Annotated in this window: 25 protein-coding genes; 10 read left to right on the forward strand and 15 right to left on the reverse strand. The window is 72.5% G+C overall.

The genetic code is table 11. From position 1 onward, the window contains the following. Window positions 1-8: 8 nt before the first annotated feature. Window positions 9-1,292 (reverse strand): extracellular solute-binding protein, encoded by a 1,284-nt coding sequence (locus ACR68M_RS13890; protein WP_441250790.1) that lies wholly within the window; start codon window positions 1,290-1,292, stop codon window positions 9-11. 143 nt (window positions 1,293-1,435) lie between these two features. Beyond that, complete coding sequence (locus ACR68M_RS13895) at window positions 1,436-2,221, reverse strand: DeoR/GlpR family DNA-binding transcription regulator (RefSeq protein ID WP_441250791.1); 786 nt, start codon at window positions 2,219-2,221, stop codon at window positions 1,436-1,438. Window positions 2,222-2,434: 213 nt separating this feature from the next. Between ACR68M_RS13895 and ACR68M_RS13900 the strand changes: the two genes are divergently transcribed. The 3 genes from ACR68M_RS13900 (at window position 2,435) to nagA (ending at window position 5,744) form a co-directional block, all read left to right on the forward strand. Next, window positions 2,435-3,358, forward strand: a complete 924-nt coding sequence (locus ACR68M_RS13900) for an SIS domain-containing protein (protein WP_441250792.1) — start codon at window positions 2,435-2,437, stop codon at window positions 3,356-3,358. A gap of 167 nt (window positions 3,359-3,525) precedes the next feature. Beyond that, on the forward strand, window positions 3,526-4,575 hold the full coding sequence (locus tag ACR68M_RS13905; protein WP_441250793.1) for an ROK family protein: 1,050 nt from the start codon (window positions 3,526-3,528) through the stop codon (window positions 4,573-4,575). Next, window positions 4,572-5,744 (forward strand): N-acetylglucosamine-6-phosphate deacetylase, encoded by a 1,173-nt coding sequence (gene nagA / locus ACR68M_RS13910; RefSeq protein ID WP_441250794.1) that lies wholly within the window; start codon window positions 4,572-4,574, stop codon window positions 5,742-5,744. The genes ACR68M_RS13905 and nagA overlap by 4 nt, the downstream gene beginning before the upstream one ends. 52 nt (window positions 5,745-5,796) lie before the next feature. Here the strand turns inward: nagA and ACR68M_RS13915 are convergent, their stop codons facing one another. Further along, window positions 5,797-6,774: a hypothetical protein gene (locus tag ACR68M_RS13915; protein ID WP_441250795.1), complete on the reverse strand. Its 978-nt coding sequence runs from the start codon at window positions 6,772-6,774 to the stop codon at window positions 5,797-5,799. Between the two features lie 128 nt (window positions 6,775-6,902). Then, entirely contained in the window at window positions 6,903-8,741 is a 1,839-nt protein-coding gene (locus ACR68M_RS13920) for a diguanylate cyclase domain-containing protein (protein WP_441250796.1), read from the reverse strand. Window positions 8,742-9,139: 398 nt separating this feature from the next. Here ACR68M_RS13920 and ACR68M_RS13925 point away from each other — a divergent pair, with 398 nt between their 5' ends. Continuing rightward, window positions 9,140-9,685 (forward strand): flavin reductase family protein, encoded by a 546-nt coding sequence (locus tag ACR68M_RS13925; RefSeq protein ID WP_441250797.1) that lies wholly within the window; start codon window positions 9,140-9,142, stop codon window positions 9,683-9,685. A gap of 3 nt (window positions 9,686-9,688) precedes the next feature. Here the strand turns inward: ACR68M_RS13925 and arfB are convergent, their stop codons facing one another. Then, window positions 9,689-10,120 carry an alternative ribosome rescue aminoacyl-tRNA hydrolase ArfB gene (gene arfB / locus ACR68M_RS13930; protein WP_441250798.1) on the reverse strand — a complete coding sequence of 144 codons (432 nt, stop codon included), beginning with the start codon at window positions 10,118-10,120 and terminating at the stop codon, window positions 9,689-9,691. 116 nt (window positions 10,121-10,236) lie between these two features. Between arfB and ACR68M_RS13935 the strand changes: the two genes are divergently transcribed. Continuing rightward, window positions 10,237-10,725 (forward strand): hypothetical protein, encoded by a 489-nt coding sequence (locus ACR68M_RS13935; protein WP_441251611.1) that lies wholly within the window; start codon window positions 10,237-10,239, stop codon window positions 10,723-10,725. Window positions 10,726-10,848: 123 nt separating this feature from the next. Further along, the gene (locus tag ACR68M_RS13940; protein ID WP_441250799.1) at window positions 10,849-11,424 is read left to right on the forward strand and encodes a TerD family protein; all 576 of its coding nucleotides are present in this window, start codon (window positions 10,849-10,851) and stop codon (window positions 11,422-11,424) included. Between the two features lie 127 nt (window positions 11,425-11,551). On the opposite strand, the gene ACR68M_RS13945 is transcribed toward ACR68M_RS13940, so the two are convergent. Beyond that, window positions 11,552-12,670: a hypothetical protein gene (locus tag ACR68M_RS13945; protein WP_441250800.1), complete on the reverse strand. Its 1,119-nt coding sequence runs from the start codon at window positions 12,668-12,670 to the stop codon at window positions 11,552-11,554. A gap of 152 nt (window positions 12,671-12,822) precedes the next feature. Here ACR68M_RS13945 and ACR68M_RS13950 point away from each other — a divergent pair, with 152 nt between their 5' ends. Genes ACR68M_RS13950 through ACR68M_RS13960 form a run of 3 tightly spaced genes read left to right on the forward strand, consistent with a single transcriptional unit; the run spans window position 12,823 to window position 15,470 of the window. After that, entirely contained in the window at window positions 12,823-13,122 is a 300-nt protein-coding gene (locus ACR68M_RS13950; protein WP_441250801.1) for a hypothetical protein, read from the forward strand. A 2-nt stretch (window positions 13,123-13,124) separates the two neighbouring features. Continuing rightward, complete coding sequence (locus ACR68M_RS13955) at window positions 13,125-14,687, forward strand: alpha/beta hydrolase (RefSeq protein ID WP_441250802.1); 1,563 nt, start codon at window positions 13,125-13,127, stop codon at window positions 14,685-14,687. A gap of 45 nt (window positions 14,688-14,732) precedes the next feature. Continuing rightward, window positions 14,733-15,470: an alpha/beta hydrolase gene (locus tag ACR68M_RS13960; protein WP_441250803.1), complete on the forward strand. Its 738-nt coding sequence runs from the start codon at window positions 14,733-14,735 to the stop codon at window positions 15,468-15,470. On the opposite strand, the gene ACR68M_RS13965 is transcribed toward ACR68M_RS13960, so the two are convergent. From ACR68M_RS13965 to ACR68M_RS13990, 6 genes are all read right to left on the reverse strand, one after another. After that, window positions 15,467-15,961, reverse strand: coding sequence for a DUF3180 domain-containing protein (locus tag ACR68M_RS13965; protein WP_441250804.1), 495 nt, complete (start codon window positions 15,959-15,961; stop codon window positions 15,467-15,469). The genes ACR68M_RS13960 and ACR68M_RS13965 overlap by 4 nt on opposite strands. 228 nt (window positions 15,962-16,189) lie before the next feature. Next, window positions 16,190-16,789, reverse strand: a complete 600-nt coding sequence (gene folK / locus ACR68M_RS13970; RefSeq protein ID WP_441250805.1) for a 2-amino-4-hydroxy-6-hydroxymethyldihydropteridine diphosphokinase — start codon at window positions 16,787-16,789, stop codon at window positions 16,190-16,192. A gap of 49 nt (window positions 16,790-16,838) precedes the next feature. Next, a complete protein-coding gene (gene folB / locus ACR68M_RS13975) occupies window positions 16,839-17,198 on the reverse strand; it encodes a dihydroneopterin aldolase (RefSeq protein ID WP_441251612.1) in 360 nt (119 codons plus the stop codon). Window positions 17,199-17,413: 215 nt separating this feature from the next. Next, complete coding sequence (locus ACR68M_RS13980) at window positions 17,414-17,905, reverse strand: nuclear transport factor 2 family protein (RefSeq protein ID WP_441250806.1); 492 nt, start codon at window positions 17,903-17,905, stop codon at window positions 17,414-17,416. Window positions 17,906-17,931: 26 nt separating this feature from the next. Next, entirely contained in the window at window positions 17,932-18,786 is an 855-nt protein-coding gene (gene folP / locus ACR68M_RS13985) for a dihydropteroate synthase (protein WP_441250807.1), read from the reverse strand. A gap of 140 nt (window positions 18,787-18,926) precedes the next feature. Continuing rightward, on the reverse strand, window positions 18,927-20,777 hold the full coding sequence (locus ACR68M_RS13990; RefSeq protein ID WP_441250808.1) for a phosphatidylglycerol lysyltransferase domain-containing protein: 1,851 nt from the start codon (window positions 20,775-20,777) through the stop codon (window positions 18,927-18,929). A gap of 523 nt (window positions 20,778-21,300) precedes the next feature. Between ACR68M_RS13990 and ACR68M_RS13995 the strand changes: the two genes are divergently transcribed. Further along, window positions 21,301-22,485 carry an alpha/beta hydrolase gene (locus ACR68M_RS13995; RefSeq protein ID WP_441250809.1) on the forward strand — a complete coding sequence of 395 codons (1,185 nt, stop codon included), beginning with the start codon at window positions 21,301-21,303 and terminating at the stop codon, window positions 22,483-22,485. 16 nt (window positions 22,486-22,501) lie between these two features. Here ACR68M_RS13995 and folE read toward each other — a convergent pair whose 3' ends face one another. From folE to hpt, 3 genes are all read right to left on the reverse strand, one after another. Next, complete coding sequence (gene folE / locus ACR68M_RS14000; RefSeq protein WP_441250810.1) at window positions 22,502-23,104, reverse strand: GTP cyclohydrolase I FolE; 603 nt, start codon at window positions 23,102-23,104, stop codon at window positions 22,502-22,504. A 149-nt stretch (window positions 23,105-23,253) separates the two neighbouring features. Next, entirely contained in the window at window positions 23,254-25,305 is a 2,052-nt protein-coding gene (gene ftsH, locus ACR68M_RS14005) for an ATP-dependent zinc metalloprotease FtsH (protein ID WP_441250811.1), read from the reverse strand. Between the two features lie 257 nt (window positions 25,306-25,562). Beyond that, on the reverse strand, window positions 25,563-26,117 hold the full coding sequence (gene hpt, locus ACR68M_RS14010; RefSeq protein WP_280719125.1) for a hypoxanthine phosphoribosyltransferase: 555 nt from the start codon (window positions 26,115-26,117) through the stop codon (window positions 25,563-25,565). Window positions 26,118-26,151: the final 34 nt, after the last annotated feature.

Raw genomic sequence — 26,151 nt, forward strand, 5'->3', positions numbered from 1 at the left:
GCGCCCGGTCAGCGGGCCTTGGCGGCGGCCTCCGCCGCCGCCTGCTGGAGGGCGGTCAGGGCCTGCTGGCCGTTGTCCCTGACCGCGCCGCCGATCTGCTTCTTGATCAGGCCGCTCACGCTCTCCCAGGCCGGGTCACCGAGGGGGTAGAAGTTGGCGGTGGGCAGGGCGGCGAGGAACTCCTTGAGGTCCTCGTGCCTGCCCGCCGTCATCGCAGCCAGGGTGTCCTGGGTGACGGGCAGCAGGTTGTAGAGCTCGTCGAACTTGAGGGTGTTCTCCTGCTTGTAGACGTCGGCGAGGAACTTCTTGATCTCGACCCGGTGCCCGTTGGCCTTGAAGGCCATCATCCAGTCGGCGACGCCGAGGGTGCCCTGACGCCCGGCGGTGTCCTTGCGCGGGATCGCGCTGGTGCCGTAGTCGATCTTCGAGTTGACGGCCTTCTGGATCAGCGAGGGGTGCCCGTCGAGCATCGCGACCTTCCCCGCCGCGAAGTCACCGAAGGCGACCTTGCGGTCGACCGCGCCGGGGTCGGGGTAGGTGAGGCCGGGCCGGACGAGGTTGGTGCGCAGCCAGTCGAAGGTGGCCTGGTTCTGCCGGCTGTCGATGGTGTAGTTCCCGCCGTTGTCGGCGAGGCCGCCGCCGCCGCTCATCGTCCACATGGTCGCCTCGGCCTGGGCCTCCTCGGGGCCGAGCGGCAGGCCGTACGGGATGACCCCGGGGACCTTGCGCTTGATCAGCTCGGCGTCGCGGCGCAGCTCGTCCCAGCTGGCCGGGGGCTGGGTGATGCCGGCCTTGGCGAAGATCGCCTTGTTGTAGAAGAAGGCGCGGGAGGAGGCGACGAACGGGATGCCGTACTGGCTGCCCTGGACCTGGCCGGCCTTGGCGAAGACGTCGATCAGATCGGCCTGGGTGTCCATGGTCAGCACGTCGCCGGCGGCGTAGAGCCGCCCGGCGGCGACCTGGTCGGCGTAGCCGCCGGTCTGGACGATGTCCGGTGAGTCGCCCTTGGCGATCATCTCGGCGACGCGCCGGTCGATGTCCGTCCAGCTGATCACCTGGACGTTGACCTTGATCTTGGGGTTGGCGGCCTCGAAGGCCCGCGCCAGGTCGTTCCAGTAGTGGCTGGAGCTGGTCGCCTCGGTGTCGCCGTAGTCGGCCGCGACGAACTTCAGGGTGACGTCACCACTCCCGCCCAGGCCGAGGGTGCCGCTGCCGCAGCCGCTGAGCAGCAGGGCGGCGGCCACGGCGACGGCGGTGCCGGACCAGCGGGACTTCGGGGCAGGGGTGATCAACGCGGTTACCGCCTTCGTGGGGGTGGGCGGCGGCAACACTCCCAGTGACTGCTGCGGTGGTCCAGACCTCTCATCGGGTAGTTACCGAAGTGCCGGGTCCCGTTGCAGGGGCTGCAACGGGAACCCATGCAGAACGGGACGGATCAGACCGCGATCACCTGCACGCCGGCCTCGGTGAAGGCGGCCGCCACTTCGGGGCTGACCGCCTCGTCGGTGACGAGGGTGCCGATCCGGTCCAGGCCGCAGATCTTGGCGAAGGCCCGGTGCCCGAGCTTGGAGGAGTCGGCGGCGACGACGACCCGGCGGGCCCGTTCGGCCAGCAGCCGGTTGACGCTGGCCTCGCCCTCGTGGTGGGCGGTGGCGCCGTGCTCGGCGTCCAGCGCGTCGACGCCCAGCACCGTGACGTCCAGGGCGAGCTCGGCGAGCACCAGCCCGGCGAGCGGGCCGATCAGCTCGTACGACTGCGGGCGGGCGACGCCGCCGGTGAGCACGATCTTCACCTGCGGGCGGACCGTCAGCTCGTTGGCGATGTTGAGCGCGTTGGTGACGATGGTGAGCATCTGCCCCGGCTCGGCCCGCTCGGCCTCGGGCCGGACGGCCAGCGCGCGGGCGACCTCGGTGGTGGTGGTGCCGCCGTTCAGGCCGACCACCTCGCCGGGGGCGATCAGGGCCGCGACGGCGGCGCCGATCCGCTGTTTCGCGTCGGCGTTGCGGGCCGTCTTGTAGCGCAGCGGCAGGTCATAGCTGACGTTGTGCGCGACGGCCCCACCCCGGGTACGGGTGACCATCTGCTGGCGGGCGAGCTGGTCGAGATCGCGACGGATGGTCGCGGCGGAGACGTCCAGCGCCTCGGCGGCCTCGTCGACCTCGAGCTTGCCGTGTTCGGCCAGCAGCTCCAGCAGTGCGTTCCATCGCTCGTATCTGGACACGCCGCCCCTTCCGAGCAGTTCCGGCTGTCTGCTGCGCGCGAGTGCGCAAAGCCCGCCCAGCTTTGCATATCCGACCTCGCCCATGGGTTGTCGGAGGCCCGCCACACCAGACTCATTGCGCAATCTTGCTCGAAACAGCTATAAATCACTCAGCTTTACGCAAGCGCTCGACACCGATGCAGTCCCGCCGGAGCAGCCGAGGAGCTCACACCCATGCCCGTCACCTCCCGCACCGCCGAGGAACTGGCCACCCAGCCCGCGAACTGGCGCCACGCCGCCACCCTGGCCGCCGACGCCGGGCCCGCCCTGCCGCGGCGCGGCGAGCGGGTCGCGGTGGTCGGCTGCGGCACCTCCTGGTTCATGGCGCAGGCGTACGCCGCCCTGCGCGAGGCCGGCGGCCACGGCGAGACGGACGCGCTGGCGGCGTCCGAGTTCCCATACGCGCGCCGCTACGACCGGGTGGTGGCGATCAGCCGCTCCGGCACCACGACCGAGGTGCTCGACCTGCTGCGGCAGGTCGAGGCGCCGACCACGGCGATCACCGCGACGCCCGGCACGCCGGTCTTCGAAGCCGCCGGGCAGGTGCTGCTGCTCGACTTCGCGGACGAGACCTCGGTGGTGCAGACGCGGTTCGCCACCACCGCGTTCGCCCTGCTCAGGGCCCACCTGGAGATCGAGGGCTGCTCGCTGCCGGGCGTCCGGACGGTGCGGCAGGCCGCCGACGACGCGGAGCTGGCGCTCGCCGAGCCGCTGCCGGCCGCCTGGGTCGGGGCCGAGCAGGTCACCTTCCTCGGCCGGGGCTGGACGAACGGGCTGGCCCAGGAGGCCGGGCTGAAGATGCGCGAGGCGGCGGGCGCCTGGACGGAGGCGTACCCGGCGATGGAGTACCGGCACGGGCCGGTGAGCATCGCCGCGCCGGGCCGGGTGGTCTGGTCGTTCGGCGAGCTGCCGGACGGGCTGGCCGAACAGGTCGGACGGACGGGCGCGCTGCTGGTGGCGGGCTCCGGCGGCTCCGGGCTGGACCCGCTGGCGGATCTCGTCCGGGCGCAGCGGCTGGCCGTCGCGACGGCCGAGGCGCGGGGGCTGAACCCGGACGAGCCGCGTGCGCTGACGCGGTCCGTCGTCCTCGGCGACTGAGACCGTCGAGACGAGCGGGGAGCCCTGGGTGGCGCGCAGCCCGGAACGGGTATCAACCGTCAAGGCCCCCAAAACCACCCCAAGGCGACATACCTCACCGAGCTGGACCAGACCAATCGCGCAACTGGACTAGACCTCTCCGACCTGGTCAAGGGAAACTGTCCCCCGTGAAGCACGTCATCGCACTCGATGTAGGCGGCACCGGCATGAAGGCCGCGTTGCTCGCCCAGGACGGCTCCGTGCTGTTCGAGGCACGCCGACCGACCGGGCGGGAGCACGGCACGGACGCCGTCGTCGCCGCCATCCTCGAATTCGCCGCCGACCTGGCCGACGAGGGGCGCAGCCGTTTCGGCTGCCCGCCCCTCGCGGCCGGCGTCGCCGTGCCGGGGACGATCGACGAGAGGAACGGCATCGCGGTGTTCTCCGCCAACCTCGGTTGGCGCGACCTCCCGATCCGCAAACTCCTCGGCGAACGCCTCGGCGGCCCGGTCGGTCCGCCGATCCCCGTCGCGCTCGGCCACGACGTCCGCTCCGGCGGGCTGGCCGAGGGCCGTCTCGGCGCCGGGCAGGGGGTCTCCCGCTTCCTCTTCATCGCGCTCGGCACCGGCATCGCCGGAGCCATCGGCGTCGACGGCCGGATCGAGGCGGGCGCCCACGGCTACGGCGGCGAGATCGGCCACGTCGTCGTCCGGCCCGGCGGCCCGAAGTGCGGCTGCGGCGCCCACGGCTGCCTGGAGACCCTGGCATCGGCCTCGGCCGTCTCCCGGGCCTGGGCCGAGGCGAGCGGCGACCCGGCGGCGGACGCGGCGGACTGCGCCGCGGCCGTGGACGCCGGGGACGCCCGCGCGCTGGCCGTCTGGCAGAACGCCGTGGACGCCCTCGCCGACGGGATCGTGCTGGCCCAGAGCCTGCTCGACCCCTCGACGGTGATCGTCGGCGGCGGCCTCGCCGAAGCCGGTGACACCCTCTTCACACCACTGCGCGCGGCGGTTTCCGAGCGGCTGACCTTCCAGATGCCCCCGAAGGTCGTACCGGCCATGCTGAGAGACATTGCTGCGGCCCTGGGCGCAGGACTTCTCGCCTGGGATCTGCTCTCCGTGACTCCGCCCCCGGCCGAGGCCGGCAGCTTCCCCCTCGCTGCAGAGCGAGGCGTGGTCCAGCCCGAACCACTGCCCGCGGGCAGGGTACGCAGCCTACATCATGGAGTGACCGAGTGACTACTGAGCGTACCGCCCTTGCAGGGGCCCGACTGGTCCTGCCCGGCGGTGTGATCGAGAACGGTCGGCTGGCCGTCGAGGGCGCGACCATCGCCGGGCTGGGGGGTGACCACGAGCCGGGCGACATCGACCTCACCGGCTTCACCGTCGTCCCGGGCTTCGTCGATCTCCACGTGCACGGCGGGGGCGGGGCCTCGTACTCCGCCGCGCTGGCCGAGGAGGCGCTGCTGGTCGCCCGCACGCACCTGGAGCACGGCACCACCACCACCATGGCCTCCACCGTCACCGGCGAGATCGACGATCTCCGCCGCCAGGCGGCGGTGCTCTCCGAGCTGGTCGAGGACGGAGTGCTCGCGGGCATCCACTTCGAGGGCCCGTTCATCTCCCCCGGCCGCTGCGGCGCGCACCGCCCGGACCTGCTCCGCGACCCGGACCCGGCGCTCGTGCGCACCCTGGTCGAGGCCGCGCGCGGCACCGCGAAGATGGTCACGCTGGCCCCGGAGCTGCCCGGCGGGCTGGAGTCCGTCCGGATGCTCGCCGACCTCGGCATCATCGCGGCCGTCGGGCACACCGACTCCGACTACGCCAAGACGCTCGAGTCGATCGAGGCCGGGGCGACCGTCGCCACCCACCTCTTCAACGCGATGCCGGGCATCCAGCACCGCGCGCCGGGCCCGATCGTCGCCCTGCTGGAGGACGAGCGGGTCACCGTCGAGCTGATCAACGACGGCATCCACCTGCACCCGTCGGTGCTCGACCTGGCGTACGGCACCGCCGGGGCCGAGCGCGTCGCGCTGATCACCGACGCGATGGGCGCGGCCGGGATGGGCGACGGCCTCTACCCGCTCGGCCCGCTCCAGGTCCGGGTCGAGGACGGGGTCGCACGGCTGGTCGAGGGCGGTTCGATCGCGGGCTCGACGCTCACCCTGGACGTCTCGTTCAAGCGCTCCGTCACGGTCAACGGACTCAGCCTCAACCAGGCGGTGCAGTCACTGTCGGCCGTCCCGGCCCGGTTGCTCGGGCTCGGCGACTCGATCGGCACCCTGGAGACGGGCAAGAACGCCGACCTGGTGGTGCTGGACTCCGAGACCTACGACCTCGTCGCGGTGATGCGCAGGGGCGAGTGGATCGTCGGCGCCGACCGCTTCACCCGCGTCCACGCGGCCTGAGCCGCCTGGTGGTGAGCAGCGGATCTGCGTCCCGCTGCTCACCACCCACCGGTCAGTGCGGGTACTTGCTCACCGACATCGGTGTGATCGCGACCTGGTCGATCGGGACGGAGCCGCTGCCCCCGGCCGGGATCGACACCGTGATGGTGTTCGCCCCGGCCTGCAGCTCCGGCCATATGTTGGTGGAGACCCAGGCCTGCGCCGGGTCACTGCTCTTCGAGTAGTTGGTCAGCGTGACGCCGCCGTCGCGGTCCTTGCCGTTCACCGAGACGGCGGCGGTGACGTCGGCGCCCGGGTTGTCGTAGTGCAGCCAGAACTTGTACTGGCCGGCCGTCGCCACCGAGACGTTCCAGGTGATCGTGGCACCCGGCTGGAGCGTCAGGTAGCTGCCGTCCGCCGAGATCGCACCCTTGACGGCTGACGAGGAGGGCGCGCCCTGGCCCTGGAGCTTCGAGGCGTCGGCGACGGGGTCGCTGGAGGCCGGCGGGGTGCTGGCGGTGGTGCCGGGCGAGGACGAGGAGCCCGACGGGTGGACGGGGGCGCTGCTGTGGGTGGCCTTGTCGGCCGCCTTGCTGCCGTCGGTCTTGTCCGGGCCGCTGAGGGCGATCCCGGCCCCGATCGCGATCGCCGCGACCACCGCGACGGTGCCGATCACGGCGGCCTTGCCGCGCCCGCCGCTCGGCCGGTCCTCGCCCGGCTGCGGGCGGGAGCGCTCGGCGTAGCGGGTCTGCTGCGTCGGCACCCCGGCCTGGCCCTGCGGCGGCTGGCCCTGCGGGGGCTGCTGGCCGTACGGGGGCTGCGGTGCGTACTGGGACTGCGGTGCGTACTGGGACTGCGGTGCGTACGGCTGCTGCTGCTGACTGCGGGGCGGCTGCTGGCCGTACTGGGCCCGGCCGACCTCCATCGGGCGGGCGTAGGAGTTGCGCGGCTGGCTGGCCGCCTCCTCGCCCTCCGCCGGGCGGTAGAGGTAGGCGAACGGGTCGTCGTCCGCCGGGCCCTCGGGCGCTCCGTTACTGCCGGCCGTGGTCACGGTGGTTCAACTCCCCAGCGCTGTGCGCCGCACAACGAGCGGCCGTGCGGCGCTGATGACTGACTTCTCGTTCCGGGGAACCCTACCTTCCGCAGCTGACGGCAGGGAAAGGCGGCTCGACGTGCCCGTCAACCCGCGCGACGGTGCGAACGCTCCCCACGGGTGCCCCGGGCGGCGCCGCCACGGGCCCGCTTCTCGTCGTACATCCGTTCGTCGGCGGCGTGCAGCACCTCCTCGATGCTCATGCCGCAGCCCGCCCAGCCGATGCCCAGGGAGACACCCACCCGGGTCGTCCGGTTGTCGATCCGCATCGGCGGGATGATCGCGTTCCGGAGCCGCCCGGCCAGGTCCTTGGCCTCCTCACGGCCGATCCCGTCCGCCAGCACCACGAACTCGTCGCCGCCGAGGCGGGCGACCGTGTCACCTTCCCGGACGACCTGCTGCAGCCGTCTGGCCACCTCGATCAGCACCGAGTCACCGGCCTTGTGGCCGAACCGGTCGTTGATCGACTTGAAGCCGTCCAGGTCACAGAAGAGCACCGCGAGCCCCTTCTCCGCCGGGAGCCCCTTGTCCGCCCCGGCCCGGAACGGCCCGCTCCAGACGTCGCCCGCCACCGGATCGCCGGGGACGACCGCGTGCACGTGGTCCGGCAGCGCGTCCGCGCGGCCGAGCTCCCCCGACGCCCTGTCCCGCCCGGCCCACTCCAGGGCCATCGGGTCGATGCCCTCAGGCGCCCCGTAGCCGTGCGAGAGCGGCGCCGGGACACCGAGCCCGTCGAAGGCGCTGTGCGCGCTGTAGGAGACCCCCTGCGGGGCGTACGCGGGCTCACCCAGCGGCGCGCCCTCGCCGTACGGGGGCGGGTGCACGCCCGCCGCGAGCTGCGGCTGCGGACAGAGCCGGCGGCCGAGCCGGGCCCGCAGCTCGGCACTGTTCGGCAGGCCGGTCAGCGCGTCGTGGCTGGCCCGGTGGGCGAGCTGGAGCTCGTGCCGCTTGCGCTCCTCGATGTCCTCGACGTGGGTGAGCAGGAAGCTCGGGCCCTCGGCCGCGTCGGCGACCACCGAGTTGCGCAGACAGACCCACTGGTAGCCGCCGTCCCGGCGGGAGAGCCGCAGCTCCGCCCGGCCCCCCTCGGCGCTGGTGCGCAGCAGCAGTTCCAGGTCGTCGGGGTGCACCAGGTCGGCGAAGCACTGCTGGCGCAGCGTCGCCCGGGGGCGGCCCAGCAGGCGGCAGAGGGCGTCGTTCACCCGGGTCAGCTGGCCGCGCCCGGCGCCGTGCAGCTCGGTGATGGCCATGCCGCTCGGGGCGTACTCGAAGGCCTGCCGGAAGCTCTCCTCGCTGGCCCGCAGCGCCTGCTGCTCCTTCTCCAGCCGGGCGAGCGCCCGCTGCATCTCGGCCCGCAGCCGGGCGTTGCCGATCGCGATGGACGCCTGGAGCGAGAACATCTCCAGCGCCTCACGGGTCCACGCGCCGGGCCGCTTGCCGCTGCGCGGGCGGTCCACCGAGAGCACGCCGAGCAGGTCGCCACCGGCGCTGTACATCGGGGCGAGCAGGCTGTCGGCGGGGTGCCAGTCGTTGGAGTAGACCGGCAGCGGGCCGTCACCCGTCCAGGTGGGGATGTCGGCGCCGACGGCCCAGCCCCGGTCGTGCGGCAGGAAGCGCAGCGTGCCCCAGTGGTCGCTGACCCCGAGCAGCCGCTCCCAGGACTCCCGGGAGCCGACCTGGCCGAGCAGCACCGAGGGGCCGCCGAAGGCGCTCTCCTCGACCTCCCAGACGGCGGCCACCACGAGGTCGCCGTCGGCCCGGACCAGGCTGACGGCGGCCGTGTCGAACCCGAGCCCGTGCACGGCGCCCTCGACCACGGCCTGCAACGTGCCCGCCAGGCTGCGGGCAGCGTTGAGGTCCGCCACGACCCGGTGCAAGGTGCGGAGGGTCGCGAGGCGGACGTACGGCTCCGACTCGGCTTCCATGCGGGGGCTCCCCGGCTGCTTCGGATAGTTCTTGAATGGTTATCGTCCGATTGCCAGAAGAACTGAATCACAGGGAGCACAACGATCGGCACGCTCGGTCAACAATCAGCCACTAGTTGTGACTCAAATCACACCGTGCACATGCCCATCGACTACTCATCCACGACAGTTCAGCTGCCAGATACCGGATGGATACGGATGTATCCGGATATTCACGGTCAATGGGTGGTCGGCGACCATACAGCCGGGCTGAAGGCCCGAGGGGGCCGCCAAGCCCTGAGTGATCACTCCCAGGGGTGACCGGAGCCTCCCGTACGGCCCAGCGGACCGTGACACCGGTCTCCTTCGGCGGTCCTAAGACCACGGGCCGATGCCGGAGCGGCGGCCCGCCGACTAGCGTGCACCAGGTGTACACGTCCCCGCAGCAAGCAGCCGCCCCTGCCGCCACGCCCGACGAGTTCCGGGCCGCGCTCTCCCAGCTCGCCTCCGGCGTGACGCTGGTGACCGTCCACGACCCCGAGGAGGGGGCCGACGGCGGGGACGCCGGAATGACGGCGACGTCCTTCCTCTCGGTCTCGCTGGAACCGCCGCTGGTGCTGGTCTCGGTCCGCGAGGACTCCCGGATGGACGAGATCCTCGGCCGCGTCGACACCTGGGCCGTCTCGCTGCTCGGCGAGGACCACCGCGCGCTCGCCTCGCGCTTCGCGATGAAGGGCCGCCTCAGCGACCGCCTGCTCTTCGCCGACACCCCGCACACCCGCAGCACCCTCACCGGCGCCCCGCTGATCGACGACGCCCTCGCCACCGTCGAGTGCCGCACCGAGCAGCGCATCCCCGCCGGCGACCACACCCTCCTCCTCGGCCGCGTCCTCCAGGCCCGCGTCCCCACCCCGGCCGCCCGCCCGCTGCTCTACTTCCGCGGCGGCTACCGCAGCCTGGCCTGACGATCAGTCGGCGGAGGGGCGTCCCCGGCCCTGCTTGAGGGTGGAGCGGTGCTTCTTGTTCTGGAGCCTGCGCTCGACCATGCCCCGGGAGGGCTTCGTCGCGCGGCGGGCCTTCGGCGGCGGTGCGGTCGCCTCGCCGAGCAGGGCGGCGAGCCTGGCGGCCGCCACCTCCCGGTTGCGCCACTGCGAGCGGTGCTCGGAGGCCTGGACGACCAGGATGCGGCCGTCGACCAGCCGCGAGGCCAGCCGCTCCAGGGCGCGCTCCTTCCACACCGGCGGCAGGGCGTCCGAGGCCGCCAGGTCGTACCGGAGCTCGACCTTGGTGTCCGAGGTGTTCACGTGCTGTCCTCCGGGGCCGGAGGAGCGGGAGAAGCGCCAGACGAGCTCGGCGTCCGGGACGGCCACCGACCCCCGTACGCGGATGGGCTCAGTCATTCCGCCATCATCCCGCGCCCTGCCGCCGAGGTCACGTGGTTATCCACAGGCGGGCACAGGCGGACGCAGTCGGGCACAGGCGGATCAGCGCCCGGCCGTACGGGAGAATGGCTGACGTGATCGAGCTCGGCTACTCCCTCTCCAACCGCTTCCCCGACCCTCCGCAGACCGACTACCGGAGCGCCTCGGTGCGCAGCCTCCGGTACGACCTGTTCTGCGGCGACATCTGGCTGGAGGCGGACGGCGCGGACCTGTCCACAGCCTGGGGATGGGTGCCGGTGCTCGACTTCGCGTGGGCGCTCTGCGACACCGTCGAGGAGCTGGACCGCGACCCGCGCGGCAGCCGCTCCGCGCTCGTGCAGACGTACGACCTCGACTTCACCCAGAACACCGAGCTGCTGCGCTTCGCCCGCCGCTTCGGCCTGGTGGAGATCAGCGCCACCTGGCTGCCGGACGAGCCGCCCGCCGTGGTGCGGCACGAGGACCTGCGCCGAGAGGCCCGGGACTTCCTCCAGGACGTCCTGGCCGACCTCGCCGACCTGCACGACGGCCTGGCCGACAACCCGAACATCTGGACCGTCCAGGGACGCTTCCCCCGGGTCTGACACACCGTCCGGCCGACGCTGAAGAGGTTGCCGTACGGACCGATGGAACCACCCTCGGCCGCTCCGCGTTCTCCTCGACAACAGCAGCGACAAAAGCGGCGAACCGACGAAGGGACACACACCATGCCTGTCAGCCTCTCCAAGGGCGGCAACGTCTCGCTGACCAAGGAGGCCCCTGGCCTGTCGGCGGTCACCGTCGGCCTGGGCTGGGACGTTCGGACCACCACCGGCGCCGAGTTCGACCTCGACGCCAGCGCGATCGTGCTGAACGGCGACGGCAAGGTGCTGTCCAACGGGCACTTCGTGTTCTTCAACAACACCAGCACCCCCGACGGCACCGTCGTGCACACCGGTGACAACCGCACCGGCGAGGGCGCGGGCGACGACGAGGCGCTCAACGTCAACCTCGCGGGCCTGCCCGCCGAGGCCGTGAAGATCGTCTTCCCGGTCTCGATCTACGACGCCGTCACCCGTGGCCAGAGCTTCGGCCAGGTGCGCAACGCCTACATCCGCGTCCTGAACGCGGCCGGTGGCGCCGAGATCGCCCGCTACGACCTCTCCGAGGACGCCGCCACCGAGACCGCCATGATCTTCGGCGAGCTCTACCGCAACAACGACGAGTGGAAGTTCCGCGCCATCGGCCAGGGCTACGCCTCCGGCCTGGCCGGCATCGCCCAGGACTTCGGTGTCAACCTGTAGTCGAGCCGTAGTCGCTCTGCGGCAACGACGACGGCAGGGGCGCGGGGACTGTGCGCCGGGATGACCCGGTGGCGCTGTCCCCGCGCCCCTGCCGTCTGTCGTCTGTCGTCTGCTGTACGCCTACTGCTCAGCGGTGGTTGGCCCGCAGCTCGGAGACCTCCAGGCCGACGGTGTCGTCCTCCGGCGTCAGGTCCACGACCTCCGGCCGGGTGTGCTCCGGCTTGGCCTCCGGCGCCGGGGCACCGGGCGCGGTGTAGCGGGCCGTCTCGGCCAGCGCCTCGTCGCCCAGCACGTCGGCCAGATCGCCCACGGCGGGCGACGGGGCAGCCGCCCGCATCGCCGCACCGGCGGCACCGGCCCGCCCGAAGAAGCTGAAGCCCGGCGCCCGCCCGGCAGCCTGCGGCCTGGGCCGCTGACGCCCGGCCGGCACGATCGCCGCCGCCTGCACGCCACCCAGCGGCTCCACCGAGGCCGCCAGCACGGGCCGCAGCGGCACCGCCTCGATCCCCGCCCGCTCGACGGGCGCGGCAGGCGCAGGGGCCGTCGCCACAGCCGGAGCAGGAACAGCCGGAGCCGGGGTCAGCACCGAGGGCCCGACCTGCACAGCCGTCGACGTGGGCGAGGCCACGGGCACCAGCTGCGGCACCAGCTGCGGCGCGGGCCGGACGGCCACCTCCGCACGGGCCGTGCTCTCCCGCCGCTGCTCGGCCCGCTCCGCCGCGCGCTCCAGCTGCCGCAGCACCGAGGCCGCCCGCACGAAGGCCGCCGGGCTGGCGGGGTACTTGGGCCTGGTCTCGGCGAGGGCCTTCTGCGCCGCCTCGGCGTCCTTCAGCGCCTGCGCGGCGACCATCACGGCGCGCTCGCGCAGCAGCCGGGCGATCTCCGTCTCGGCCTTGGCCAGCCGCGACTTCTCCGCCGTCAGCCGCCGCCCGAAGCGGGTGGCCCGCTCCTCGGCGACCTCGGCGGCGTACTCGGCCTCGGCGAGCTGCTCCTCGAAGCGCTCCTCCGCGCGCAGCCGCCGGGTGGCGGCCAGCTCTGCGGCGGCCCTCCCGGCGCGCTCGCGCTGGCGCAGCAGGACTCCGAGCCCGATGCAGACCAGCACGACCGCGACACCCACCGATCGGGCGAGTGTGGGGTCAGGGCTGGCGACCAATGCGGCCACCGCGACGACGACGAGCACCCCGGAGGCGATCATGGGCGTGGAGCGGCCGAGGACGGAGGAATGACGGTGGCGTCCGCGTGACATGCCAAAGAAACTAGCGTGCGAATTGGCACCCTGTCAGCCTCGGCCCGTTTTCGGCTCTTGACAGCCCGTCGAAACTACAGCGGGTATTCACAGCCGCACCTGACGTTACGATAGGCGCGAAATTCCCCACCGCCCCGAGGGGGTGACGACTCGTGTCCACCGGCTTCCAGGTCCGCCCCGCCGAGCTCGCGACGGCGAGCCTCGCCGCTCGGCGGGCCGCCGAGCACCTCCGTACGTCGGCCGCCGGTGCACCGGCCCCGGAGCTCCTGCCCGCCTGCCTGACGACCGTCGCGCTGCGCGACTGCGCCGCCGCCTGGCAGCAGGCGCTCGCCCTGATCGCGGCCGAGCTGGACGGCGTCGCGGACCGCCTGCACAGCACCGCCACCGGCTACCGGGAGACCGACGCCGAGATCCGTCACGGCTTCCTCCCCGCCGCCCGCCCCGGGGGCTGACGATGCCCACCCGCCCGGAGGCCCTCGCCTCCGCCGCCGCCGCGTACGAGGCCCTGGCCGCCTCGTTGGAGGCCGTCCAGCAGGAGTGGCAGCTCACCGTCACCGGCACCGTCCGGGCCTCCGACTGGCAGGGCACCGCGAGCGAACGCGCGGCCCGCACCCTCGACGCCGCCGCCACCCGGCTCCAGGAGGCCGAGGAGGGGCTGCAACAACTCGCCGAGGCGCTCCGCCAGGCCGCCGAGGACTTCGCCGCCCACGAGAGCGACGGCGCCTCCCACCAGGGCGGCCCAGGACAGAGCGGTACGGGACAGAGCGGTACAGAACACGGCGGCGCGGGACAGGGTGGCACCGACCAGGCCGACCGCCGCACCGCCACCCGCCTCGACCAGCTCACCCGCCTCGCCACCACCCTGCACACCACCACGCCCGACACCCCAACCCCGTTCGGCCCGCACCCCGACGCCCTGCTGCTCGGCCTCCCCGGCCAGGGCCCGGTGCCGCCGCCCGGCACCCCGCCCGGCAAGGTCGCCCTCTGGTGGCAGACCCTCGACCCGGCCGCCCGCAGCCGTCTGACCACCGGTCACCCGGACCTGATCGGCAGCCTCGACGGCCTCCCCGCCCTGGTCCGCGACCGGGCCAACCGACTGCTGCTCGCCCAACTGCTGGAGCGCGGGCCACGCGACGCCCAACTGCTCGACGGCCTGCGCGCCATCCGGCGCCGCCTCGCCGACGGGCCGTCGGACCTGCTGCTGCTCGCGCTCTCCCCGGTGGGCCACGGCCGGGCCGTGCTCAGCTTCGGCGACCCGGACCACGCGGCGCACGTCGCCGCGTACGTCCCGGGCTTCGGGACCAAGCTGGCCGCCCTCGGCGGCGGTGACGCCGACCGGGCGCAGCGGGTACGCGACGCGGCGGCCGGGTACGGCGAGGGGCGCAGCGTCGCCGCGCTGGTCTGGCTCGGCTACGACCCGCCACCCAACGAGGGCCTCGACCCGCGCAGCCTCGGCGTCGCCGACGACCGCCGGGCCCGCGAGGGCGCCGCCGCGTACGAGCGCTTCCTCACCGGGCTGCGCGCCGCCCGGCCCGGCCCGCCCGCGCACCTCACGGCGATCGGCCACAGCTACGGCTCGCTGCTGGTCGGGCTGGCGGCCCGTCAGCCGGGCGGGCCGGTGGCCGACGACGTCGTGCTGGTCGGCAGCCCGGGGGCGGGCACGGACCGGGCTGACGGCCTCGGCCTGGCTCCCGGCCACGTGTACGTCGGCGCGGCCGACTGCGACCCCGTCAGCCACCTCCCGGACCTGCCCACGGTGGCGGGCGGCATGCTCGCGGGCGGGCTCCCGGGCGCCGTACTGCGCCAGCTGGTCGACCCACCGGACGAGCTCTGGTTCGGCCGCGACCCGGCCGGCTCCGGCTTCGGCGCCCGCCGCTTCCAGGTCGCCCCCGGCGAGCCGCTGGACGCCTTCGCCAGCCACTCCGCCTACTTCGACGCCGACTCCGAATCCCTCGCCAACATCGGCCGCATCGTGGCCGGGCAGGGCGACCGGATCAGCCCCGCCCCCGGCCGTTAGGGTCTGTCGGAGGGTCAACCGGAAGGTCTGTCGAGGGGGCGCACCATGACCACGGAGTTCCGCACCACCACCTACGGCCCGAGCGGCCGACAGCTCGACGTGCACCGGCCCGGCGCGGGCGCGGGCCGGCCGTCGGGCCCGCTGCCGACCGTGCTGCTCTGGCACGGGCGCGGCCCGGACGAGCGGGACGTGCTGGCGCCGTTCGCGCGGGCGACGGCGGCGCTGGGCGTCCTCGTCCTCGTCCCGGACTGGCGGCCCGACAGCGCCGACGGCGGCCTGGCCGACCTCACCGACTCGGTGGCCTTCGCCCGTCAGCACGCCGACGGGTACGGCGGGTCGACCGAGCGGATCACCCTCGCGGGCTGGTCCCTGGGCGGCAAGTGCGCGGTGGCCGCCGCCCTGCATCCGGTCGCGCCGGACGGCTGGCGCCCGCACGCCGTGGCGGCCCTGGCCGGGGGGTTCACCACCCCGGCGCCGTTCTCCGGCACGGCCCCCGTCGAGGAGGCCCGCCGGGCCGACCTGACGGTGCCGCAGGTGCCCGTCCTCCTGGTGCACGGCACCGAGGACACCATCGTGGAGGCCCGGCAGTCCCACGACCTGGCAGCGGCCCTGACCGGCCACGGCTGGCCGGTCACCGTCGAGGAGCTCCGCACCGACCACGCGGGTGTCGTGATGACCACCTACTCACCCACCCACGCCCGCTGCCTCCCCGCCCCCACCGGCCCGGCCCGGCACGCGGGGCAGCTCGCGGCCCGCCTGCTGGCCGCGCACGCGCAGCACTAGCGGGGCGAGGCGGCCGTGCCGGGGTGGGTGGGGCCGTCGTGGTCCTCGGGGAGCTTGCAGACGTGTTGCACCCACAGGGCTGCGGCGATCACTCCCGCGCCGGTCAACACGGCGAAGCCGGCGGTGATCGCCTGTGACCTGCGCGCCTCGATGTCGAGCAGGCTGAGCAGGTGGATGCCGGTGCCCGCGTAGATGCCGGTCGCGACGGCCGAGACGAGCGCACTGGCCTGGGCCAGCACCACAGCGCGGGCGGCACCGAGCGGGTCGACTCCCTTGGCCCCCGGACGCCGCTCCCGGACGGCCTTCAGCCGGGAGCGCAGCGAGATGGCCGTGGCCAGCAGGACCACGGCGACCACCGCGAGCACGATGGGGGCGGCCGCGGGCACCCCGGGCAGCTGGCCCATGGAGTCCCACAGCTTGGCACCGGCCCAGGAGAGCACCGCCGCCACGGCGGCGATACCCAGGAGCAGGCGGAGGCGGAGCGGCTTCACTAGGACGGAGTCCTTCCCGGCGGGACACGAAGGCGAGGCACGAAGCTGGGGACGAGAGCTGGACGCGGTTTCTGACGGCACGCCAGGAGCGCGGATCCGGCGGACAGCGCCACCCAGGACAGCGCCACCGTACCGGCCCTGTCCTGCCGATCACCTACTCGTACGGACGGCGCCCACTCCGAAGTTCCCACCGGCCGCTCCCGGACGGCCCGCCCACCGGGGGCGGGGCTACTCCGGCAGCCGCAGCTGGATGTCGTCCCGCCGCCGGACACTCGCCTCGGCCTCGCCGCCGAGGCCCTTCAGCAGGTCGGCGACCCGGCCGAGGCCCGGCAGCTCACCGTCCGGCTCGGCGTCCGCCCAGGGGGCCAGGACGAAGGCGCGCTCGTGGGCGCGCGGGTGCGGGAGGAGCAGCTGCGGGTCGTCGGAGGTGACGCCCTCGTACGCGAGGATGTCGACGTCCAGGGTGCGCGGGCCCCAGCGGACGGTGCGGACCCGGCCGAAGGCGTCCTCGACCGCGTTGGCGCGCTCCAGCAGGGAGCTGGGCGGCAGGGTGGTGCGCAGCACGACCACGGCGTTGTAGTAGTTGGGCTGCTCGGCGGGGCCGCCGAGGGCCTCCGTCTCGTAGACGGAGGAGACCGATGTGATCCGGACGCCCGGGGTGTCCTCCAGGGCGTCGACGGCACCCTGGAGGGTCTCCAGACGGTTGCCGAGGTTGCTGCCGAGGGCGATCACGGCGTGGCGGGGGTTGTGCAGGGTGGAGTCCGCGCAGTCGACTCGGCGCTCCAGGTCGAACGTGGTCGGCGAGGCGGTCGGGTCGCTGGTGCTCATCGGTATCCCTCTGCAGCTGGAGCGGTGGCGCGGGGCGAGTGTGCGCTCGTCATGCGCGGCCCCGGTGGATGGTGATCGTGACGTCGTCGAAGGGGACGGTGATCGGGGCATCCGGCTTGTGGACGGTCACCTCGACCTCCTCGACGGCGGCGTGGCTCAGGCACTGGTCCGCGATCCGCTGGGCGAGCGTCTCGATCAGGTCGACCGGCTCGCCGGCGATGATCCCGGTGACCTCCTCGGCCACGACGCCGTAGTGCGCCGTCCGGGTCAGGTCGTCGCCGGAGGCGGCAGGGCGGGTGTCCAGGTACAGCACGAGGTCGACCACGAAGGTCTGGCCCTCGATGCGCTCGCGCTCGAAGACGCCGTGATGGCCCCGGGCACGCAGGCCCCGCAGGGTGACGCGGTCCAGCAACTCACTTCTCCCACCTGGACGGGCCCCGCGCTCGGGCAGGGCAGCGGCGGGCCTCGTCGCCCGCCGGGGTCGAATCTACCTGCGGGAACGGACAGACCCCGACCGTCCTACCCGGCGTACGGGCGCGCCACGCGCGCCGAATCGGCGATTGACGTGAACGTTCGGTGTCCGTCCACGAAACATCCCCGGCCGCACGGGCCTCGGGGTCGGGGTCAGTCCTCTTCTTCGTCGTCCCCGCTGGTCAGGACGGGTGAACCGTGGTGCGACCAGAGCCGCCAGCCGTCGGCGGTGCGCCGGAAGAGGTTGGTCGAGACGACCTTCCCGCCGACCAGCGGGCCCAGCTCGCCCTCCTCCTCGGCCTCCCCACCGGAGAGAATGTTCTCGGTGCAGGTGACGAGGGCCACATCGCCCTGCACCTCGACCTCGACGTCGGTCAGGAAGAACTGGATGTACTCCGTGTTCATCATGATCAACATGTACGAGCGGGTCACCTGGGCCCGCCCGCGCAGCACCGGCCAGCCGGGGTGGACGCAGACCACGCCGTTCTTGTCGTCGGCGTCGGCGGCCCCCAGCCAGATGGCCTCGACGGCCTCCAGATCGCCGTTCTCCAGCGCCTCGTAGAGGGCCTGGTTCGCCGCCAGGACGGCCTCCCGGTCCAGCTCCTGCCCGGCCGCACTGCCGCTCAACCTGCCGTCACCCGCCATGCTTCCTCCTGAGCCGTACCAAGCCGTCATCCCCTCCGCGCCGCCCGCTGCCAGGCGGCGACCACCCGTACGGCGTCGGCCGTTCCGGCCACGTCGTGGACCCGCACGGCCCAGGCCCCGGCCTGGGCCGACAGCACCGAGACGGCCGCCGTGGCGTCGTCCCGCTGCCGGGCCGGCCGGAGCTCCCCGGTTTCCGGGTCGGCGAGCAGCGTACCCAGGAACCGCTTGCGCGATGCGGCGACCAGCACCGGACGGCCGAGAGCCGCCAGGGCGGGCAGGCCGCCGAGCAGGGCCCAGTTGTGCTCGGCGGTCTTGGCGAAGCCGAGGCCCGGGTCGAGGATCAGCTGCTCCTCCTTCACCCCGGCGGCGAGCAGCTCTGCCACCCGGACGGACAGCTCGGCGACGACGTCGGCGACCACGTCGTCGTAGACGGCGAGGCTGTCCATGTCGGCGGACTGGCCGCGCCAGTGCATCACCACGAACGGCGCGCCGGTGGCGGCCACCACCTGGGCCATCGCGGGGTCGGCGAGGCCGCCGGAGACGTCGTTGACCAGCCGGGCGCCGGCGGCCACGGCCTGCTCGGCGACGCTCGCCCGCATGGTGTCGATGCTGACCACGACCCCGGCGGCGGCCAGCTCGCGGACCACGGGGACGACCCGGCGCAGCTCCTCGACCTCGGTGACCCGCTGGGCGCCGGGGCGGGTGGACTCGCCGCCGACGTCGATCAGGTCGGCACCCTTGGCGGTGAGGGCGAGCCCGTGGGCGACGGCGGCGGCCGGGTCGAGCCAGAGACCGCCGTCGGAGAAGGAGTCGGGGGTCACGTTGACCACGCCCATGACGGCGCAGCGGTCGAGGCGGGGGAGGCCGGGAGGGTTGTTCATATGGCCATTATCGAACTGTCGGGGGCGCGAAAACGGCTGACAGATTTCAAAATCTGTCAGCCGTCATCTGTCATTCGCTATCGGTTATCGGTCAGCTGGCAGCTGCCAGCCGTCATCGGCCAGCTGCCATCGCGCAGCCGTCACGCCGCCTCGGTCACCGCACCCACGCCCGCCGCCTCCGGCATCAGCCCCTGCCGCTGCCGCTTCCGGCCGAACTTCGGCATGCCCAGCGTGATGAAGGCCTCCGCCTGCATCACGGCGAAGCCGATCCGCGGCAGGTCCCGGGTCTGCGGGTAGACCAGGAAGCGCGGCTCCCAGTCCGGCTGGAACTTCGCGTTGAACTTGTACAGCGACTCGATCTGGAACCAGCGCGAGGAGAACACCAGCATCCCGCGCCAGGCCCGCAGCACCGGCCCGGCCCCGATCCGCTCACCACGCGCCAGCGCGGAGCGGAACATCGCGAAGTTGAGCGACACCCGCCGCACACCCATCGCCGGCACCGCCTGCAGCGCCGCCACGATGAGCAGCTCGTTCAGCCCGGGGTCGGCCGCGCGGTCACGCCGCATCAGCTCCAGCGAGATGCCGTCCGGCCCCCACGGCACGAAGTGCAGCACGGCCTTCAGGTCGTCCCCGGTGGCGAAGCCGGGCTCGCCCTCCTCCGGCGCCTTGTGCGCGGTGACGACCACGCAGGCGTCGTCGTTCGGGTCGCCGAAGCGCCCCAGCGCCATCGAGAAGCCGCGCTCGGTGTCGGTGCCGCGCCAGCGGGCGGCGGCGTCGGCGATCCGTCGCTTCTCCTCCAGCGTCAGCTCGCTGACCCGGCGGACCTGGCAGGAGTAGCCGCCGCGCTCGATCCGCTTCACCATCTGGCGGACGTTGCGCATCGCCCGCCCGGCCAGCGAGAAGGTCGCGGTGTCGACGATCGCCTCGTCGCCGAGCTCCAGCGCGTCCAGCCCCGCCTCGCGGGTCCAGACCTCGCCGCCGACCTCGCTGCAGCCGACCACGGCCGGCACCCAGGCGTGCGCGCGGGCCTCCGCCATGAAGACCTTGATCGCCCCGGGCCAGGCCTCGACGTCACCGACCGGGTCGCCGGAGGCGAGCATCACGCCGGAGATCACCCGGTACGAGATCGCCGCCTTGCCGGTCGGCGAGAACAGCACGCTCTTGTCGCGGCGCAGCGCGAAGTAGCCGAGCGAGTCGCGCACCCCGTGCCGCTCCAGCAGCCCCCGGACCTTGACCTCGTCCTCCGGCGTCAGCACCGGCTCCGGCTTCTCCGGACGCAGCGCCAGGTACGCCGAGGTGAACGCCGTCACCAGACCGAGCGAGGCGAGCGAGTAGTAGACCAGGTCGCCGACCCGGTCGGTGTGGAAGCGCATCGGCCCCTCGAGCGCGAACAGCCCGAGCACCGCGTGCTGGAGACGGTCTGTGAGGCTCGGGTGCCCGATCTCGGAGCTCGGGTGCACGCTCACGATCAGCAGCCCGAGCAGGACGCTGAAGGTGCCCATGACGACCAGGTTGAGCACCGCGCGCCAGCGGGTGCGCGGGTCGGCCTTGGCGTAGAACTCCCGGCGGTGCACCAGGATCACGGCCAGCAGCGCCAGCGAGACCACGGCGGGCCCGACCTGGTGCCAGCGCACGATGTGCAGCACGGCCGAGACCGGCAGCAGCACGCAGACGGCCCGCCAGGCCCGCTGCTTGCGCCGCCGCAGGGCGTGCGCGAGCAGCACCAGCAGGATGCCGGTCATCAGGGTGCCGGCCGCGGCGAGCGTGGTGGTGGCGCCCGGCAGCTGCCCGGCCCAGCTGTGCACCTTGGTGTGCCTCAGCTTGGGGAAGATCGCGCTGGCGATGTTCAGCAGCCCGATCAGCAGGCAGGCGTACCCCACGGCGCCCGGGAGCCAGGCCCTGGGAACGGCGGCAGCTTGGTTGCGGAGCGTCTGCAGACCCCGGCGGCGGGGCTGCTCGGGGGACGGCTCAACGGACACGGGAACGCTCATGGAAGCTCAGCGTAGAGGCTGTTTCGAGCCGTCCTGTCACTCCGAGGGAGGAGATGAGATGGACCTTCATGGCTATTCCTTCGTCTGGCAATCCACTCGTCAAGAGAGCTTCCACGGAAGGTAATTCCGGTCCGCTCTCCCCGACGGCAGGGCCTGGGGGGACAGGGGGCGCCGCACCGGCCCAGCGCCCGGCGGGACAGCCGGGCACCCGGCGGGCGGCGGGTACGAGTACGGGGACCGATGCGACACGCGGCGCTACGGGACAGCGGCGCACGCGTTACACACGGTGGACGCCGCATTCTAAAGCCTCGGTTGCACCCTCCGCAGCGCACCTGCCGGGTGGATGTCCACCGAATTACCACCGACGTCGCGCCGGTCTCCACCGAAGGCGGGCAGGTCGGCCCAGGTCTCCACCGAAGGTGTGGCCGGAGCGCCCGGCCGGCCCAGCCCCGGTGGCCGCCCGGCCGTGCCCGCCGAAGGATGAACTCTGGCCCTCACGGCCGCTCACAGGGAAGGCGAAGGCATGGAACTGACCAGCAGAGCGCTGGTGTACTCGCTGGTCGCGCTGGCCGGGCTCGGCCTGCTCGGCACACTCTGGCTCTGGCCCCGGCTGGCCCGCCAGCGCCCGCTGCCGATGATCGGCCGGATCGCCCTGCTGACGGTCGTCCAGCTCGCCGTCGTGGGTGTCCTCGGCCTCTCCGTCAACAACTCGTACGGCTTCTACACGTCCTGGAACGACCTGCTGCACCCCGGCGGCACCCCCCTCGCGCTGACCAGCTCCGAGCACCCGAAGGCGGCCGCCCCGAAGGCCGGTGCGCTGGTCCAGCCGACCACCGAGGGCGGCCTGGAGACGATCAAGGACCTCCCGCAGGGCAAGCCGGAGGAGGTCGGCCGGGTCGACTCGGTACGGATCACCGGCACCGAGTCCGGGCTGAGCGACCAGGTGTTCGTCTACCTGCCGCCGGAGTACTTCGTGCCTCGGTACGCCCGCGAGCGGTTCCCCGTCCTGCTCACGCTGGCCGGCTACCCCGGGCCCTCGCTGCACCTGGTCGAGGGCCTGCGGGTGCCGCAGACCGCCTGGGAGCTGGAGCGGACCGGCCGGATGGCGCCGACGGTGATCGTGATGGCCCGGCCGAGCGTCGCACCGCCGCGCAACACCGAGTGCGTGGACGTCGCGGGCGGGCCCAAGACCGAGACCTGGTTCGCCAAGGACGTCCCGGCCGCGCTGCGGGCGACCTACCGGGTCAGCCGCGCGCCGGGCTCCTGGGGCGTGCTCGGGTACTCGACCGGTGGCAGCTGCGCGCTACGGCTGTCGCTGCGCAACCCGACGGTGTACCCGAACGCCACCGCCATGCACGCCGACTACCAGGTCCCGAACGACCGCTGGACGGACGGCGACCTCTTCGGCGGCGACCAGGCGGCCGCGCAGCAGAGCGACGTGCTCTGGCGGCTGCGCAACCTCCCCGCGCCGAAGGTCTCGCTGCTGGTGATCAGCACCCGTACGGAGGAGGACTACGCGGCCACCCAGCAGTTCCTGGCCACCGCCCAGCAGGTCGCCGACGCCCACCCGGAGTTCCGGGCCGACTCGCTCTACCTGGAGGACGGCGGCCACAGCTTCGAGACCTGGCGCCGCGAGCTGCCCGCCGCCCTGGAGTGGATGAGCGACCACCTCAAGACCCCGCAGGACCGCGAGCCCCGCCAGCAGTGACCACCGAACAGCGACGTCAGCGGATGATCAGGCTCATCGCCTCGGCCCGCGTCGCGGGGTCGCGCAGCTGGCCGCGGACGGCCGAGGTGATGGTCTTCGAGCCGGGCTTGCGGATGCCGCGCATCGACATGCACATGTGCTCGCACTCGATCACCACGATGGCGCCGCGCGGCTCCAGGATGCGCATCAGGGCGTCGGCGACCTGGCTGGTCAGCCGCTCCTGGACCTGGGGGCGGCGGGCGTAGACGTCGACCAGGCGGGCCAGCTTGGAGAGCCCGGTGATCTTGCCGCTGGTGGACGGGATGTACCCGACGTGGGCGACGCCCCGGAAGGGCACCAGGTGGTGCTCGCAGGTCGAGTAGACCTCGATGTCCTTGACCATCACCATCTCGTCGTGGCCGATGTCGAAGGTCGTGGTGAGCACGTCCTCCGGCTCCTGCCAGAGCCCGGCGAATATCTCCTTGTACGCGCGGGCGACCCGGGCCGGGGTCTCCAGCAGGCCCTCGCGGTCAGGGTCCTCCCCGACGGCGATCAGCAGCTCGCGGACGGCGTTCTCGGCCCGCTTCTGATCGAAGACCCCGATCGTCGCCTCGCCGTCGAGAGTCACCGGGTCGATCATTCCTGCCTCGCATGGTCATCGGGGAAAGTCGGAAGGGAAGTCACAGCAGAGCCGAGCAGCACGGAAGCCGCGCCTCCAGGGTACAAACCCCGGTGGCGCGGCTTCCATTCCGTACCTGTTGCCGGTCGATCCGAGGCCGGCAGGCGTCGTCAGCTCTCGCTGCTGCTGTCGCCCACGGGCGGCAGCTTCACGATGTCGACGGTCGCGGTGTCCGTCGGGGCGGCGGCGCCGTTGGTGAGCGCCAGCTCCTTCGGGGACTGCACCGGCGGCCGGGTGGACGGCGTACGACGGGACGAGCCCGTCCAGGCCGGCCGGGCCGGGCGGCGGACGATCGTCGAGAAGATCTCGGCGATCTGCTCCTTGTTGAGCGTCTCCTTCTCGAGGAGCTCGAGGACCAGGTTGTCGAGCACGTCGCGGTTCTCGACCAGGATCTCCCAGGCCTCGTTGTGCGCGTTCTCGATGAGCTTCTTGACCTCTTCGTCGACCAGCCCGGCGACCTCTTCCGAGTAGTCGCGCTGGTGACCCATCTCGCGACCGAGGAACGGCTCCGACTCGCTGGAACCGAACTTGATCGCGCCGAGGCGCTCGCTCATGCCGTACTGGGTGACCATCGCACGGGCGGTCGCGGTGGCCTTCTCGATGTCGTTCGAGGCGCCGGTGGTCGGGTCGTGGAAGACCAGCTCCTCCGCCGCACGCCCGCCCAGCATGTACGCCAGGGTGTCGAGCATCTCGTTGCGGGTGGTCGAGTACTTGTCCTCGTCGGGCAGCACCATGGTGTAGCCCAGAGCGCGGCCACGGGACAGGATGGTGATCTTGTGCACCGGGTCCGCGTTCGGAGAGGCCGCCGCGACCAGGGCGTGGCCGCCCTCGTGGTACGCGGTGATCTTCTTCTCCTTCTCCGACATGATCCGGGTCCGCTTCTGCGGCCCGGCCACGACGCGGTCGATCGCCTCGTCCAGCGTGACGTTGTCGACCAGCTTCTTGTCGGAGCGGGCGGTCAGCAGCGCGGCCTCGTTGAGCACGTTGGCGAGGTCGGCGCCGGTGAAGCCGGGGGTGCGCTTGGCGACGGCCCGGAGGTCGACGTCCGGCGTGACCGGCTTGCCCTTGGCGTGCACCTTGAGGATGTCGTGACGGCCCTGGAGATCCGGGCGGTCGACGGCGATCTGCCGGTCGAACCGACCCGGACGCAGCAGCGCCGGGTCGAGGATGTCCGGGCGGTTGGTGGCGGCGATCAGGATGACGCCACCCTTGACGTCGAAGCCGTCCATCTCGACGAGCAGCTGGTTGAGCGTCTGCTCGCGCTCGTCGTGACCGCCGCCGAGGCCTGCGCCACGGTGCCGGCCGACGGCGTCGATCTCGTCGACGAAGACGATCGCCGGGGCGTTCGCCTTGGCCTGCTCGAAGAGGTCGCGCACCCGGGAGGCACCGACACCGACGAACATCTCGACGAAGTCGGAGCCGGAGATCGAGTAGAACGGCACCCCGGCCTCACCCGCGACGGCACGCGCGAGCAGGGTCTTGCCGGTGCCGGGCGGGCCGTAGAGCAGCACACCCTTGGGGATCTTGGCGCCGACGGCCTGGAACTTCGCCGGCTCCTGGAGGAACTCCTTGATCTCGTGGAGCTCCTCGACCGCCTCGTCCGCACCCGCGACGTCCGCGAAGGTCGTCTTCGGGGTGTCCTTGGTGAGCAGCTTGGCCTTGGACTTGCCGAACTGCATGACCCGGGAGCCGCCACCCTGCATCTGGTTCATCAGGAAGAGGAAGACCAGGACGATGATGACGATCGGCAGCATCGAGAGCAGCAGGCTGACGAAGGTCGACTGCTTCTCGGGGCTGACGGTGTAGCCCTCCGGCAGGGTGCCGGAGTCGTTGTCGTTGATCTGCGCCTGCAGCGTGGCGGCGAGATCCTTGCCCTGCGAGCCGATGTAGGAAGCCTGGAACTTGCTGCCGGTGGGCGTCTTGCCCGTACCGGAGGAGGGCAGCTTCTCGCCGTCCTTCAGCTGGATCTTGATGGTCTGTGAGTCACCGGTGGTGATCTGCGCCGACTTGACCTGCTTCGCGCCGATCGCTGCGACGACCTGCCCCGTGTCCACCGTCTTGTAGCCGTTCGAGTCCGAAACGACCTGCATCAGCACAACGACGGCGAGGACGGCCAGCACGATCCACATGATCGGCGCACGGAAGTATCGCTTGACGTCCATCCATGCGGGGCGTTGCCGCCCCGTCCCTCCTGCCACTCAACGGCGCCGTTCGACTGTGGGGCCGTCGGCGCATCCGGGTATGTGCTCATGTGAAGAGCCGCTAATGGGACCGTACCGCAGTAGCTGCCCCCAGCGGTGGGAGCACGACGGCACGACGTATTTTCCTACCCCGGCTCAACGGGCGGGAAGAGCGCACTGTTCCCGCCCGTCGCCCGAACGGTGCTGAGCCGGGTCCGGAGCTGCTCCGACCGGCTGTCTCAGCCGCCGTAGACGTGCGGCGCGAGCGTGCCGATGAAGGGCAGGTTACGCAGCTTCTCCGCGTAGTCCAGGCCGTAGCCGACCACGAACTCGTTCGGGATGTCGAAGCCGACGTACTTGACGTCGATCTCGACCTTGGCCGCGTCCGGCTTGCGGAGCAGGGTGCAGACCTCCAGCGAGGCCGGGCCGCGCGAGCCGAGGTTGCCCAGCAGCCAGGAGAGGGTGAGGCCGGAGTCGATGATGTCCTCGACGATCAGGACGTCACGGCCGGCGATGTCGGTGTCGAGGTCCTTGAGGATGCGGACCACGCCGGAGGACTTGGTGCCCATCCCGTACGAGGAGACCGCCATCCAGTCCATCGTCACCTGGGAGTGCAGGGCACGGGCGAGGTCCGCCATGACCATCACGGCGCCCTTGAGCACGCCGACGATCAGCAGATCGCGTCCGGCGTAGTCCTGGTCGATCCGCTCGGCCAGCTCCAGGAGCTTGGCGTCGATCTCGTCCTTGCTGATGAGCACCTTCGCCAGATCGGCGCCCATGTCCTTGTCGTCCACCGGGGATACGTCCTCAAACGTTCGGGGTCCTGTG

The sequence above is a fragment of the Kitasatospora sp. McL0602 genome, from assembly GCF_052076145.1.
GTDB lineage: Bacteria > Actinomycetota > Actinomycetes > Streptomycetales > Streptomycetaceae > Kitasatospora.

What these genes read in the sequence shown, in the direction of transcription:
- ACR68M_RS13900 (WP_441250792.1), top strand. Translation starts at nt 2,435, where the DNA reads ATGCCCGTCACCTCCCGCACCGCCGAGGAACTGGCCACCCAGCCCGCG.
- ACR68M_RS13920 (WP_441250796.1), bottom strand. Translation starts at nt 8,741, where the DNA reads ATGGAAGCCGAGTCGGAGCCGTACGTCCGCCTCGCGACCCTCCGCACC.
- arfB (WP_441250798.1), bottom strand. Translation starts at nt 10,120, where the DNA reads ATGACTGAGCCCATCCGCGTACGGGGGTCGGTGGCCGTCCCGGACGCC.
- ACR68M_RS13940 (WP_441250799.1), top strand. Translation starts at nt 10,849, where the DNA reads ATGCCTGTCAGCCTCTCCAAGGGCGGCAACGTCTCGCTGACCAAGGAG.
- ACR68M_RS13945 (WP_441250800.1), bottom strand. Translation starts at nt 12,670, where the DNA reads ATGTCACGCGGACGCCACCGTCATTCCTCCGTCCTCGGCCGCTCCACG.
- ACR68M_RS13955 (WP_441250802.1), top strand. Translation starts at nt 13,125, where the DNA reads ATGCCCACCCGCCCGGAGGCCCTCGCCTCCGCCGCCGCCGCGTACGAG.
- ACR68M_RS13960 (WP_441250803.1), top strand. Translation starts at nt 14,733, where the DNA reads ATGACCACGGAGTTCCGCACCACCACCTACGGCCCGAGCGGCCGACAG.
- folK (WP_441250805.1), bottom strand. Translation starts at nt 16,789, where the DNA reads ATGAGCACCAGCGACCCGACCGCCTCGCCGACCACGTTCGACCTGGAG.
- ACR68M_RS13980 (WP_441250806.1), bottom strand. Translation starts at nt 17,905, where the DNA reads ATGGCGGGTGACGGCAGGTTGAGCGGCAGTGCGGCCGGGCAGGAGCTG.
- folP (WP_441250807.1), bottom strand. Translation starts at nt 18,786, where the DNA reads ATGAACAACCCTCCCGGCCTCCCCCGCCTCGACCGCTGCGCCGTCATG.
- ACR68M_RS13990 (WP_441250808.1), bottom strand. Translation starts at nt 20,777, where the DNA reads ATGAGCGTTCCCGTGTCCGTTGAGCCGTCCCCCGAGCAGCCCCGCCGC.
- ACR68M_RS13995 (WP_441250809.1), top strand. Translation starts at nt 21,301, where the DNA reads ATGGAACTGACCAGCAGAGCGCTGGTGTACTCGCTGGTCGCGCTGGCC.
- folE (WP_441250810.1), bottom strand. Translation starts at nt 23,104, where the DNA reads ATGATCGACCCGGTGACTCTCGACGGCGAGGCGACGATCGGGGTCTTC.
- ftsH (WP_441250811.1), bottom strand. Translation starts at nt 25,305, where the DNA reads ATGGACGTCAAGCGATACTTCCGTGCGCCGATCATGTGGATCGTGCTG.